Below are 13,483 nucleotides of genomic sequence, written 5' to 3'. Positions count from 1 at the left end.
GTGGGTGCAAATCCCCTCTCGTACCATTTCTAACAGTTACCGTTTGGCTATGACGTTGAAATCGCTTTTTCTCCCGCAAGGTGAGAGATAAGCGTTGACGCCGATCGCTGAAGCCAGAGATTGCAAAGGGTGTTTCTCCCTCTCTGCGAAGGAGAAAGCAAATTTCTGGGCTTGGCAAAGCCAAGCCCTTCAAATTTGCAAGAGGGAGGATGCTTGTGGCCATGCCTGCAAAAATCATGGCTCACCCGCCGTCTCTTCCACCAGCACATATAAATCCCCACCTTCCCGGAATTTGGCGGCCATTGCCGCCATGCCCTCCTTCTGCGCCTCGGCACGGATGTCGTGCGAGATGCGCATGGAGCAAAATTTGGGGCCGCACATGGAGCAGAAATGCGCCACCTTGTGCGCCTCCTTGGGCAATGTCTCGTCGTGCATGGAGCGGGCAGTGTCCGGGTCGAGCGAGAGGTTGAACTGGTCCTCCCAGCGGAACTCGAAGCGGGCGCGGGAAAGCGCGTCATCGCGCATCTTCGCCGCCGGATGTCCCTTTGCCAGGTCCGCAGCGTGCGCGGCGATCTTGTAGGTGATGACGCCGGTCTTCACGTCGTCCCGGTCGGGCAGGCCCAAATGTTCCTTTGGTGTCACGTAGCAGAGCATGGCCGTGCCGAACCAGCCGATCATGGCCGCCCCAATCGCCGAGGTGATGTGATCGTAGCCGGGCGCGATGTCGGTCGTCAGCGGTCCAAGCGTATAGAAGGGCGCCTCGCCGCAAATCGCAAGCTGCTTATCCACATTCTCCTTGATCTTGTGCATAGGCACATGGCCCGGCCCCTCTATCATCACCTGGCAATCCTTTGCCCAGGCGATCTTCGTAAGTTCGCCGAGCGTTTCCAGTTCGGCAAACTGCGCGGCGTCATTCGCATCTGCGATCGAGCCGGGACGCAGGCCGTCGCCTAGCGAAAAGGAGACGTCATAACGGCGGCAGATGTCGCAGATTTCCTCAAAATTTTCGTAGAGGAAGCTCTCCTTGTGGTGGGCCAGGCACCATTTCGCCATGATCGAGCCGCCCCGGGAAACGATGCCCGTCACCCGATCAACGGTCAGCGGCACATAATGCAACCGCACGCCCGCATGGATGGTGAAATAGTCCACCCCCTGTTCGGCCTGTTCGATCAGCGTATCGCGGAAGATCTCCCAGGTAAGTTCCTCAGGAATGCCGCCCACCTTCTCCAGCGCTTGATAGATCGGCACGGTTCCGATGGGCACGGGCGAGTTACGGATGATCCATTCCCGGATATTGTGGATGTTGCGGCCGGTCGAAAGATCCATCACCGTGTCCGCGCCCCAGCGCGTGGCCCAGACGAGTTTTTCAACTTCCTCGGCCATGGAGGAGGTGACGGCGGAATTGCCGATATTGGCATTGATCTTGGTGAGGAAATTGCGGCCGATGATCATCGGCTCGGATTCGGGGTGGTTGACGTTGGCCGGGATGATTGCCCGCCCGCGCGCCACCTCGTCGCGCACGAATTCCGGCGTAACATAATCCGGGATTGCGGCGCCGAAGCTTTCCCCATCGCGCGCAAGCTTCTCCTTCAGCTTTTCCCGTCCCAGATTTTCGCGGATGGCGATGAACTCCATCTCCGGCGTGATGATTCCCGCCCGCGCATAGGCTAGCTGGGTGACCGCCCTGCCTTCCTTTGCTCTCAGCGGCCGGTTTCGCACCGGAAACTCGGGCGTCAGCCGATCGCCCGAAACGAAGCCATTGTCCTCCGGCTTCACCACGCGCCCCTCATAGCGCTCCACATCGCCGCGCGCCTCAATCCAGGCTTCGCGCAGGCGTGGCAGGCCCCGTTCGATATCGATGGTGATGCTCGTATCCGTGTAAGGCCCGGAAGAATCGTAGACGGTCAGTGGTGGCTCACCAGCGGTCGGGTGCACGGCGATTTCCCGCATGGGCACGCGGATCTCCGGATAGAGCGTGCCGGGCTTGTGGATTTTATGTGAGGCGGGGAGGGGACCTGTGGTGATTTCGGGCTTGGGATTGTTCCGGGCATCCATGGCAAAACTCCTCCTTGCGTTCGCATCGGAGACCCAGTTCTTGCCGAAGGAGGGGAGAGGAGCTTTCCGTAGAAGTTGCGTCGCTTTTTGGTCTGGAGGCCGGAAAGCCGTCGCACCGTCCCTACGCCAGTATGAACTGGATCAGGTTCAAAGGGTCACCGCGCTGCTTGAAGCCAGCGGTATCTCAGCCCGTTGTCGGGGCTCCCCTGGTGATAGGATGATGATGGGCCGCAATTGTCCTGCTTGTCAAGCCGCTGTCCGGGTTCATGACAGATGAGACGTGTTGGCACACCGGCCCGGAGCCTATCGAGAGCTTTCGACGCTAGGCGTGATGCTGCCGTGGCCTCTCATAACGTGGCCGGGAAGGCCGAATACCTGCCTGGGGTTCTCCTTCCTGTCTCAAGGTTTAGCAACCCGAGCTTCGGAGAACCCTTCCTTCATTCAACCGTCTCACAACTGGATGAACATCGCCTCCCTATGGGACGCGGTCACCAATCGTCGACCTCTTCACTCCGCCGAATGCGCGAACTGCTTCAAGGCAGCCTGATGTCCCACATTAAACAGGATGTGCTCTAGATCTGTGGCTGCGTAAACTGGCCGGAGGAACGATAGGTCCAAAGGTAGGTGGACAGGATGGCATGTATGGAGCGGCTGGCAATGCCAAGCCCTTCCAGCGTATGCCCGCGCGCTTTTGCTTCTTCGGAGACGATATTGTCAGTCTGAAGCTGCCGTACCTGATCGCTCGTCAAAAGAGGCTTCGGCAGAAGGCCGAGCACGCGGGCCATCATCCGGGCTGCGGGCCAAGGGATTGAAACGAGAGGCCGCTTGCGGCCGATAATTTCCAGCATTTCTTCCATGCATTCACGGAAGGTAAGGATTTGCGGTCCTCCAAGCTCATAGATGCCGCCAGGCGCGAGCGTACCGTCCACGGAACGCGCATAAACCTCAGCCACATCGCCCACATAGACCGGCTGGAACTTTGTATGACCGCCCCCGATCAGGGGAAGGAAGGGAGAGAAACGGGCCATGTTGGCAAAGCGGTTGAAGAACGAATCTTCCGGCCCGAAGATGATGGATGGGCGAATGATAACCGCCCCCTGCATAGCCTCCAGGGCGGCACGCTCGCCTTCGGCCTTGGACCGTCCGTAAAGGGAAGGCGAATTAACATCCGCCCCGATGGCCGAACCTTGCGTGAGCCCAGCGCCAGCCTCGCGCGCGGCCTCCGCCACGGCCCGCGCACCATCTCGATGCACGGCATCGAAGCGTTGCTTGCCGTTTTCGTGAAGGATGCCAACGAGATTGATGACGTGGTCAGCCCCCTCCACCGCACGGTCTACGGACCAGCGGTAGCGCAGGTTCGCTTGCACCAAGTGCACCTGGCCCATGTTGCCGAGCGGCAGCACATGCACTGCCGTATGCGGGTTGCGACAGGCCACGCGCACGCGATAGCCCCGGCGCGTCAGCGCTTGGACCACGTAGCGGCCGACGAAGCCGGAGCCGCCGAACACCGTGACGAGACTAGGATTTTCCCGTATAATGGCCATGGATGCCTCAGTTTCCGATTGCGCTTTGCCGCGCTTCATAAATCTCTTTCCATCCGAAGGCAAAGGGTCGGTGGGAAGGCTGGCTCTTCCCTAGTTCATTCCAGCCTCGAAACTTGGAAAAATGTGTTGGAACGCCTATATCTTAGACAGTAATGCCGCGTGATTCGCGGCCCACTCCCGATGCCTGAAACGGCGCTTCCTGACGAAAGTATTTGATGAGCGACACGCCCCAAAAACTCCCCGGCGAAACCGATGAATACGGCGCTGAATCCATCAAGGTCCTGAAAGGGCTGGATGCTGTCCGCAAGCGTCCCGGCATGTATATCGGCGACACTGACGACGGTTCCGGCCTGCATCATATGGTCACCGAGGTGGTGGACAATGCCATCGATGAGGCATTGGCCGGCCATGCCACGCTGGTGACCGTAACGTTGAACCCGGACGGATCCTGCACCGTGACCGACAACGGTCGGGGCATCCCTACTGAAGTGCATCCCGGTGAAGGCGTATCGGCGGCTGAGGTCATCATGACGCAGCTTCACGCCGGCGGGAAGTTCGACCAGAACTCCTACAAGGTCTCAGGCGGCCTTCATGGTGTCGGCGTTTCTGTCGTGAATGCGCTTTCCTCGTGGCTGAAGCTCAAGATCCGCCGCAAGGGGAAGATTCACGAGATTAGCTTTACCAATGGCGTGCCCGATGCGCCGCTTGCCGTTACCGGCGATGCTGGCAGCGAGACAGGAACGGAAGTCACCTTCCTGCCTTCCCCGGAAACCTTCTCGAATATAGAATTCGACTATGCCACGCTGGAGCACCGACTGCGCGAGCTGGCCTTCCTGAATTCCGGCGTGCGCATCCTGCTGACCGATCGTCGCCACGCCGACGTCAAAGAGCAGGAATTCCTCTATGATGGCGGCATCGTGGAGTATGTGAAATATCTTGACCGGGCGAAGAAGCCGCTGATCCCGGAGCCTATCTCGATCACCGGTGAGCGCGACGGAATCACGGTGGAGCTAGCCATGTGGTGGAACGATTCCTACCACGAGAACGTGCTTGCCTATACCAACAACATTCCCCAGCGGGACGGCGGCACGCATATGGCAGGGTTTCGCGGAGCGCTGACGCGGCAGGTGACGAACTATGCGGAGGCCTCTGGCCTGACGAAACGGGAAAAGGTCTCCCTTACGGGTGACGACTGCCGCGAAGGACTGACGGCGGTCCTCTCAGTCAAGGTGCCCGATCCGAAATTCTCTTCACAGACCAAGGACAAGCTTGTCTCCTCCGAGGTCCGTCCTGTCGTGGAAAGCCTCGTCAATGAGGCGCTGGGAACGTGGCTTGAGGAACATCCCGGCGAGGCAAGGATCCTCGTCGGCAAGGTCGTTGAGGCCGCCGCCGCGCGCGAGGCGGCGCGAAGGGCGCGCGAACTGACGCGCCGCAAGGGGGCGCTCGATATTACATCGCTTCCGGGCAAGCTCGCCGATTGCCAGGAGCGCGATCCCGCCAAGTCGGAGCTTTTCATCGTCGAGGGAGATTCTGCCGGTGGCTCGGCCAAGAGCGGCCGTTCGCGAAAGAACCAGGCGATCCTTCCGTTGCGCGGCAAGATCCTCAACGTGGAGCGCGCGCGCTTCGACAGGATGCTGTCTTCGGACATGATCGGCACTTTGATCACGGCGCTCGGAACAGGCATCGGCAAGGACGAGTTCAACCCTGAGAAGCTGCGTTACCACAAGATCATCATCATGACGGACGCCGACGTGGACGGCGCCCATATACGCACGCTGCTCCTGACGTTCTTCTTCCGCCAGATGCCGGAGCTGATCGAACGCGGGCACCTCTATATTGCCCAGCCGCCGCTTTACAAGGTAACGCGCGGCAAGTCCGTGCAGTACATTAAAGACGAGGCGGCGTTCGAGGAGTTCCTGATCGACACGGGGCTGCAGGAGGCAAGGCTTCAGCTTTCCTCCGGCGAGGTGCGCTCCGGCCAGGACCTGAAACAGGTTGTGGAAGACGCGCGCACATTGCGGGCGCTTATCAACGGTATCCACACGCGCTATGACCGCTCTGTGGTAGAGCAGGCGGCGATCGCCGGTGCGCTCAATGCGGACGTGCTTGCAGAACCCGCCCTGGCAGCGGAAGCGGCAGCTAATGTCGCGCGGCGGCTGGAAATGATTTCCGAGGAGACTGAGCGCGGCTGGGAAGGCCGGCTAAACACCTCTAATGATGGCACTGGAGGCTACATTTTCGAGCGGACCGTGCGCGGCGTCCGTGACGTCATCATTCTTGATGCAGCCCTCATCGGATCGGCAGACGCCCGTGCCATAGACCGCTTCACAGAACGGCTTCAGGAGGTTTATTCCGAGCCTCCAACGCTATGGCGCAATGACAAGTCGGAAGTGATTACCGGTCCGCTTGCATTGCTGGAAGCAATCTTTGCCACTGGACGCAAGGGCCTCACCATGCAGCGCTACAAGGGGTTGGGCGAGATGAACGCTGAGCAGCTCTGGGAGACGACGCTCGATCCGGAGGCCCGTTCGCTGCTTCAGGTGAAGGTGCCGGACGCTACTGATGCGGATTCGCTTTTTTCCCGCCTTATGGGAGACGAGGTGGAGCCGCGCCGCGAGTTCATCCAGGATAACGCGCTCTCCGTCGCCAATCTTGACATCTGACGCTTACAGCTCTCCGAGGCCGGGAACAAGCCGCAAGCCTTTTTTGTTGGTCCGCGCGAGTCAAGACCAAGGAGGCATTGATGGCAGACCGCAGCGATGTAGACCGCGTGTGGGAGTTGATGGAGAAGATCGGCATCTGCATGCTGGCTAGCCGAGACGGGGCGGACCTCCGAGCTCGGCCAATGGCCGCCTATTTCGACCGGGACTCCCGCATGATCTACTTCCTTACCGATGCCGAAAGCCATAAGGACGAGGAGGTGGCGCGCGATCCGCATGTGGTTCTGGCATTCGCCGATACGAGCAACCAGAATTACCTTGCGGTTTCGGGAACCGCCGAAGTTTCGGACGACCGTGAAAAGGTGCGGCAGCTCTGGTCCACGCCGGCAAAGGCTTGGTGGGACAGCCCGGATGATCCCTCGATTCGCGTGCTGAAAATCACGCCCAAGGACGCACAATATTGGGAAAGCCCCGGCACGGTGAGGAGTTACATCAAGATGGCTGCAGCCGCCGTTTCCAGCACCCGCCCCGACCTGGGCGATAACGTCAAGGTCGATCTTTAGCGGCCGCACTCACAGGCTGTTATCGGCGTGTAATTTGAATCGAAGGATAAGCTTTGGGTCTGGTTTGTGCTCACCGTGATTGAGGCGGATCATGGACAAGAGCTATTTGGCGCAACCCAGCAACCTTTTCGCGCAGATCCGGGACGGCGCATTCGTGCTAGGGTGATATCTTGGCGTTAGCACGAGCTTCGCGGTCAAGCTGCTGCAGGGCGCGTGATGCAGCACGGGACGGCAGGCCGCAGCGTGAAGGACGGCCGCCGCGCTCCCGGCACCTCGCTTTTGAAGCTTTTGTGGATCTGCGCGGTGGGGCCAGACCGGATGCCGGACCTGGCGGACCGGCTGGGGGGCGGCGGAAACGTCTGCAACCTCTTCAGCAAGACTGAATGCGCAACTACCTCAAAGAAGCCGGCTATGCCTCTGATTAAATGTCCGTTGCTCTAAGCACGCCGCCAGGCATATTTGCCCGGCTTACCGGGAGTTGCCACACTTGGCTGATAGTAAAGTGACATGCCGGCCGGATCCCCAGATGAAAGCCGCCGGACAACGACGGGGTTCTTCACCTCCAATGTGGAGAAGCCGCACCGCAACATGTGCGCGACCTGATCAAGCAGAACGTCTCCCGTGGCGCGCAATTCTCCCTTGAAACCATGCCGCGAGCGAAGGAGCTCCGCCTTGGAGTAGCTGCGCCCGTCGTTGAAGACGGGGAAAGCGAGCGCAATGAGAGTCAAGCGGTGAAGAAAGGGTAGAAGCGCCTCAATTGACTCGCCGGGCATAATTTCGACGCCCAGCCGAGGCAGGTTTGCTTCGCGATAATCCGGTTCAAGCGCCAGAAAGGCCGAAAGCGGCAAGATGATTCTCGCTCCATCCTCCGCCTCATCTGCCGAGTCGCTGCGCCGCCAGCTATCCTCGCGAAACCCATCTTCGCTCCAGAGCCGCGCGTTCCGGGATGACGATGTTTCAGCCAACGCCATGGTGCTCCTATCTATGCCGCGTCCGATACTGACTCCAACCCCGGCAGGTGGATGCCGCATTCGGTCTTGGTGAGGCCTGCCCAGCGGCCGCTACGTTCATCATCTCCAGGCTTCACGGGGGTCGTGCAAGGAAAACAGCCGATGGAGAGATAACCGAAGGCTACCAGCGGATTCTGCCGTAGATTATGTGCCCGCATGTAGGCTGCCTGATCGCTAGTGGTCCAACGGGCGAGCGGATTGACGCGGATGCGCGGGCCCACCGCCTCGAAAACGGGCATCTGTGCCCTCGTGCTCGACTGGTGCCGTTTGCGCCCGGTAAACCACGCCGCATAAGGTTCTACGGCGCGCGCCATGGGCTCCACTTTCCGGATCTGGCAGCACTTGTCGGGGTCTAATCTGTGCAGATCCGCCTCTGGATCATTCTTGGCGATGGCGTGTCGCAGCGGATGGATGATGTGCAGCTCGGCCAATCCCAGATCGTCAGCGAGCCGGTCGCGATATTCCAACGTCTCGGCGAAATGCTGTCCGGTGTCGAGGAAGAGAACGGGCAGGCTGCTGTCTATGCGCGCGATCATATGTAGGAGTGCCGCTGAATCGGCTCCGAAGGAAGAGACGGTCGCGATGCCGCCCGCGTTGCGGAAGCGCTCCACCGCCAGCGATACAATCGTCTCGGCACTCATATGGCCATAACGGGAATTGAGTTCAGCGGCCTCATTTTCGGCATCAAGCGGCTTTTGCGTGGCTTCCATAAAGCGCCTCCTTGAAGGGTGCGGGGCCAAGCCGCTGATAGGCGGCAAGGAATGTCTCCGAGGCATCCAGGCGCCGGGAAAGATAGGTCCCCACGATAGTTTCCACTGCGTCCGCGATTTCCGTCGGGCCGAAGCCCCTCCCGATGATCTCGCCGATGGCCGCGTTCTCGTCCCCCGAGCCCCCAAGCGTTATCTGGTAAAGCTCAGCGCCTTTCTTCTCGACACCGAGAATGCCGATATGGCCCACATGGTGGTGCCCGCACGCATTGATGCAACCGGAAATCTTGATCTTGAGCATGCTAATTTCCTCCTGCCGCTCTTCGTCGGCGAATCGGTTGGCGATTTCCTGGGCGACAGGGATGGAGCGGGCGTTGGCCAGGGCGCAATAGTCAAGGCCCGGACAGGCGATGATATCGGTGACAAGTCCCGCGTTGGGGGTTGCAAGGCCGATCTCATGGAGCCTGTCATGAACAGCCCTGAGGTCGGCCCGGGCGACATGCGGCAGCACTAGGTTCTGCTCGTGGCTGACGCGAATTTCTCCGAAAGCATAAGCTTCAGCGATATCGGCGACGGCATCCATCTGGTCCGCAGATATGTCTCCCGGCACGTCACCGATGCCCTTGAGCGAGATGGTGACGCAGGCGTAGTCAGGATTTCTGTGCGTGTGGAGGTTGTGCCTGAGCCATCTTGCGAAGCTATTGCCGTCGTCCGCAGCGCGGACAAGAACCCCGCCGCCTTCAGGACGGGGAGGCAGGGCCGGCGGGGCGAAATAGTTCTGGATGGCCTGGATGTCGGCGTGGGGTAGTTTGAGGTCGCTGTCTTTCAGTGCCGCGAATTCCCGTTCGATCTGCGTCGTTAGCTCCTGCGCTCCGGTTTCATGCACGAGGATCTTGATGCGAGCCTTGAACTTGTTGTCGCGACGGCCATGCAGGTTGTAAACGCGCAGGATCGCAGTCGTGTAGGAAAGAAGATCCTCCTCGGGGAGGAAATCGCGCATCTTCCTGGCCACCATGGGTGTGCGCCCGAGACCGCCGCCAACATAGACGGCAAAGCCAAGCTTGTCTTGTGCGTTCTTCTTCAGATGCAGGCCAATATCATGCACCTGTATGGCTGCGCGGTCGCGCTCCGCTCCCGTCACCGCAATCTTGAACTTGCGCGGAAGATAGGAAAATTCCGGGTGAAGCGACGACCATTGGCGCAGAATCTCCGCATAGGGGCGCGGGTCGGCCACTTCGTCCGCCGTGGCCCCAGCGAAGTGATCCGCCGTTACGTTACGGATGCAATTGCCGGAAGTCTGGATGCAGTGCATCTCCACGGATGCTAGGTGCTCCAGAATGTCCGGAACGTCCCTCAGCGCGGGCCAATGGAATTGCAGGTTCTGCCGCGTGGTGAAGTGGCCATATCCCTTGTCATAGGTGCGCGCTATGTAGGCCAGCATGCGCAACTGCCGGGGCGCGAGCGTCCCGTAGGGTATGGCGATCCTGAGCATGTAGGAATGAAGTTGCAGGTAAACGCCGTTCATCAGGCGGAGCGGCTTGAACTGCTCCTCTGTGATCTCGCCCGACAAGCGCCTTTCCACCTGATCGCGAAACTGCGCGACACGTGCTTTTACAAAGGCATGGTCGAATTCGTCATAGCGATACATGGGCGCCTCCTAGATCAGAGTGAAGGCGCTCTTGCGCGCCTGTTTGCCAAGACCGGGATGGATGGATGGACCTGCAGCACGAATGCGTTCGCGCAGGCGCGCGGGGCGCACCTGGCCATTGACGATCTCGACCTCGATAAGCTCCAGATCGACCACTTCATTGCGCAGAAAGGCTTCATGCCCAATGCGTTCAAGACGATCTGCGCTATCGGCATCGCGGGCGACTTCGGCCGCGCTGATATCTTCCACCCATTGGCCGTCAGGTCCGAGCCAGACCGCTTCCCCATCGGCCAGACGATTTGCCGCCAGCAATTTCATCGCTCGTGTTTCTCCGCTTCGGGGCTAAAGATGTTCTGTGTTGCGAGCGGCACGGAGCGTGTAAAGTTCGCCCCTGCAACAGCATCGCCAATGATGGTCAGCACCGGGCCGGGAATGTCTGTGCGGCTGGCAAGGGCAGGCAGGTCCGAAAGGGTCCCGTGGAAGAGCCTGCGGTTTACAAGGCTTGCATTTTCAACGACGGCCACTGCCGTATCGGGGGAAAGCCCGGCCTTCTGGAGCCGGCCCGCCACTTCGGCTGCGCTGGAACGTCCCATATAGACGGCAACGGTTGCCCCATCGATGGCCAGCCTCGCCCAATCCGGCAGCGGACCACCTTTCAAATCGTGTCCGGTGGTGAACACGAGGGAAGAGGCCACACCGCGCAGTGTGAGGGATAGTTCGAAATCGGCGGCGGCGGCAAAGGCGGCGGTGACGCCCGGCACCACTTCATAGGAAACGCCCGCTTCGCGCAGCGCGGCCAGCTCCTCGCCTGCGCGCCCGAAGATCAGGGGGTCGCCGGATTTGAGCCGCACCACGCGCTTGCCTTCACGCGCAAGCCTGACGAGAAGCGCGTTGATCTCATCCTGCGTCTTCGAATGGCAGCCCTTGCGCTTGCCTGCTGCGATGCGCTCTGCATCGCGTCTTCCCATGGCAATTACCGCTTCGGGCACGAGGGCATCGTGCACGATGACATCCGCTTCCATGAGAAGGCGCTGGGCGCGAAGCGTAAGAAGGTCTTCCGCTCCAGGACCTGCACCCACCAGCGCAACGTGGCCTTCCTCGACACCCTGGGTTTGAAGCAGGCGCTCGGCCGCCCAAGCCGCTCGTTCTTGATTGCCTGCTTCGACCGATCGCGCGGGAGAACCCGTGAAAAAGCTTCGCCAATAGCGGCGGCAGGCAGCGCCCCTTGTGACATGCTGCTCGACCGCTTCCCGATAGGACGCTGCAAGCAGGGCAAGTTGGCCAAGCGAAGGCGAAAGCATTTGCTCGATCCGGCTGCGGATTATCTGGGCAAGGACAGGACCTGCCCCTTCCGTGCCAACGGCGACGGCCACTGGAGCCCGATTGACGAGTGCTGGGGTGAAAAAGTCACAAAGCTCTGGCCTGTCAACCGCGTTTACGGGAATAGAAAGTGCACGTGCATCCTCAACGACCGCCCGGTCGGCATCCTCTTTGCCCGTGGCCGCGAAAACGAGAACAGCCCCTTGCAAAAGAGCTGACTCATAAGGCGAGAGCAGGGTGACCCCATTCATCGCCGCCCATGCAGTCAATGTCGGTTCCGGCTTTTCCGCCAGGATGGTTATCCTTGCGCTCGATTGCGCCAGAAGCCTCGCTTTCGCGAGCGCCTCTTCGCCACTGCCGACGATCACGACGGGGCGACCTTCCACCCGCATGAAAATCGGAAATGCATTCAGCTTTGTCGGCTCTGGTGTCATGCCGGGAGGTTCCTGCTTGATGCGAGGATTGTGCCTGCCCGAACCGGTTTTCAGAAGAAACCCAGTCGCGCCGGAACTTACGGCGGGCAATCGCTTTTGCGCCGCCATTGACCCGAAGGAAAAAACATCCCTCCTCTGGATTCGCCTCCCTGTTGGAACGTCGCGTCACTGCGCGCGTTTGCTTGATGAAAGAGTCAATGGAGAACGACATGGCGGGAGTCCGGCTGGAACATGGGATATGGTTGCTGGTCGCCGATGGCGAGAAGGCGCTTTTCCTGCGCAATGAAGGGGATGCTGTATACCCCAACCTTGAAGTCGTGCGGGAAATGCACGACGAGAATCCGCCGACCCGTGAGCAGGGGACTGACCGTCCAGGCCGCCATTTCGATACGGCTGCGCCTCACAAAAGCGGGTTTGAGGAAACAGATTGGCATCGGGTCGAAAAGGAGCGCTTTGCGGACGAAATCGCCGGACGTCTTTACAGCCTTGCTCACCGGGGCCGGTTCGACAAGATCGTGCTGATAGCGCCGCCAACAGTGCTCGGCACACTGCGCAAGGCGCTGCATAAGGAAGTCGAAGCGCGCGTCGTGGGGGAAATTCCCAAGACGCTTACCAACCACACCGTCTTCGACATCGAGAATATGCTAACCCGAGCGTAGCGAAGGCACGCTCATGTCCGCATGAAACGCCGACTTATCCAAGCTCGCATCTACCTCTTGAGGCGCGCAAAGCTATACGCCCCGTTGATGCTGCCCTATCTGCCGTATTGGTCAGACATGCTGCCCGCCATTGATGTGGATCTCAGCGCCGGTCACGTAAGAGGCGTTCGGCGAGCACAGGAAGAAGATGGTGTCGGCTACTTCGGAAGTTTGGCCAAGACGCCGCAGCGGAAGTGTCTCCACCAGCTTCTCCGTGCCGGGTGAAAGGATGGAGGTTTCGATCTCACCCGGCGCAATGGCGTTGACGCGGATACCGTTGGGGCCGAAATCGGCGGCCATTTCGCGGGTGAGCGCGGCCAGCGCCGCCTTCGACGTCGCGTAGGCGGTTCCGGCGAAGGGATGGACGCGGCTGCCGACAATGGACGTGACATTGACGATGGAACCTTTGGCAGCAGCCAGCTCCTTGAACAGACCGCGCGCCAGCATGATTGGTGCAAAGAAATTCACCTGAAAGACATCGCGCCAGACATGCATGGGAGTGTCAATGGAGTTCATGCGGTTGCCACCTTCCAGCTTCGGGGAGATGGCGGCATTGTTGACTAACGCGTCGAGTCGGCCTCCATTCGCCGCGAGGCGGTGACGAATCTCCGCAATAGCGATTCCGACGCCCTCCTGATCGGAAAGATTAAGCTGGATATGGTCCTCCGGGCCGGCCGGCCAGGGGCAGTCCTCGGTGAACGCCTGGCGCGAGCAGGTGATGACGCGCCATCCTTCCCGCGAGAATTTCTTCACCGTCGCATGGCCAATGCCACGGCTTGCTCCTGTCAGAACCAGCGTCTTTCTATGATCTATCTCGCTCACCGGATCCTCCATGCAGCTTTCC

The 13,483-nt window shown here is 60.1% G+C and carries 11 protein-coding genes and 1 riboswitch; of the genes, 3 read left to right on the top strand and 8 right to left on the bottom strand.

The genetic code is table 11. The features are described 5' to 3' along the window. Nucleotides 1-234: 234 nt before the first annotated feature. Together thiC and HUS57_RS08125 are read right to left on the bottom strand one after the other, a co-directional pair. On the bottom strand, nt 235-2,055 hold the full coding sequence (gene thiC / locus HUS57_RS08130) for a phosphomethylpyrimidine synthase ThiC (protein WP_173932580.1): 1,821 nt from the start codon (nt 2,053-2,055) through the stop codon (nt 235-237). 100 nt (nt 2,056-2,155) lie between these two features. After that, nucleotides 2,156-2,273: riboswitch (TPP riboswitch) on the bottom strand. Between the two features lie 354 nt (nt 2,274-2,627). Continuing rightward, nucleotides 2,628-3,599 carry a complex I NDUFA9 subunit family protein gene (locus HUS57_RS08125; RefSeq protein ID WP_173933230.1) on the bottom strand — a complete coding sequence of 324 codons (972 nt, stop codon included), beginning with the start codon at nt 3,597-3,599 and terminating at the stop codon, nt 2,628-2,630. Between the two features lie 215 nt (nt 3,600-3,814). Here HUS57_RS08125 and gyrB point away from each other — a divergent pair, with 215 nt between their 5' ends. Together gyrB and HUS57_RS08115 are read left to right on the top strand one after the other, a co-directional pair. Beyond that, nucleotides 3,815-6,262, top strand: a complete 2,448-nt coding sequence (gene gyrB, locus HUS57_RS08120) for a DNA topoisomerase (ATP-hydrolyzing) subunit B (RefSeq protein ID WP_173932578.1) — start codon at nt 3,815-3,817, stop codon at nt 6,260-6,262. 80 nt (nt 6,263-6,342) lie between these two features. Next, nucleotides 6,343-6,822: a pyridoxamine 5'-phosphate oxidase family protein gene (locus HUS57_RS08115; RefSeq protein ID WP_173932576.1), complete on the top strand. Its 480-nt coding sequence runs from the start codon at nt 6,343-6,345 to the stop codon at nt 6,820-6,822. Between the two features lie 437 nt (nt 6,823-7,259). On the opposite strand, the gene HUS57_RS08110 is transcribed toward HUS57_RS08115, so the two are convergent. The 5 genes from HUS57_RS08110 to cysG are packed head-to-tail and all read right to left on the bottom strand — an operon-like array spanning nt 7,260 to nt 11,941. Further along, nucleotides 7,260-7,793, bottom strand: a complete 534-nt coding sequence (locus HUS57_RS08110) for a DUF934 domain-containing protein (protein WP_173932574.1) — start codon at nt 7,791-7,793, stop codon at nt 7,260-7,262. 11 nt (nt 7,794-7,804) lie between these two features. Next, a complete protein-coding gene (locus HUS57_RS08105) occupies nt 7,805-8,542 on the bottom strand; it encodes a phosphoadenylyl-sulfate reductase (RefSeq protein ID WP_173932572.1) in 738 nt (245 codons plus the stop codon). Further along, nucleotides 8,517-10,187, bottom strand: a complete 1,671-nt coding sequence (locus HUS57_RS08100) for a nitrite/sulfite reductase (protein ID WP_173932570.1) — start codon at nt 10,185-10,187, stop codon at nt 8,517-8,519. Before HUS57_RS08100 ends, HUS57_RS08105 begins: the two co-directional genes overlap by 26 nt. Before the next feature lie 9 nt (nt 10,188-10,196). Then, a complete protein-coding gene (locus HUS57_RS08095) occupies nt 10,197-10,505 on the bottom strand; it encodes a DUF2849 domain-containing protein (protein ID WP_173932569.1) in 309 nt (102 codons plus the stop codon). After that, the gene (gene cysG, locus HUS57_RS08090) at nt 10,502-11,941 is read right to left on the bottom strand and encodes a siroheme synthase CysG (protein WP_173932567.1); all 1,440 of its coding nucleotides are present in this window, start codon (nt 11,939-11,941) and stop codon (nt 10,502-10,504) included. The genes HUS57_RS08095 and cysG overlap by 4 nt, the downstream gene beginning before the upstream one ends. A 209-nt stretch (nt 11,942-12,150) precedes the next feature. On the opposite strand from cysG, the gene HUS57_RS08085 reads away from it, so the two are divergent. Next, a complete protein-coding gene (locus HUS57_RS08085) occupies nt 12,151-12,600 on the top strand; it encodes a host attachment family protein (protein ID WP_173932565.1) in 450 nt (149 codons plus the stop codon). Between the two features lie 111 nt (nt 12,601-12,711). On the opposite strand, the gene HUS57_RS08080 is transcribed toward HUS57_RS08085, so the two are convergent. Continuing rightward, nucleotides 12,712-13,461, bottom strand: a complete 750-nt coding sequence (locus HUS57_RS08080) for an SDR family oxidoreductase (RefSeq protein ID WP_173932563.1) — start codon at nt 13,459-13,461, stop codon at nt 12,712-12,714. Nucleotides 13,462-13,483: the final 22 nt, after the last annotated feature.

This window comes from Chelativorans sp. Marseille-P2723 (genome assembly GCF_902809845.1).
GTDB lineage: Bacteria > Pseudomonadota > Alphaproteobacteria > Rhizobiales > Rhizobiaceae > Chelativorans.
This window is presented reverse-complemented; position numbering and strand designations above follow the sequence as displayed.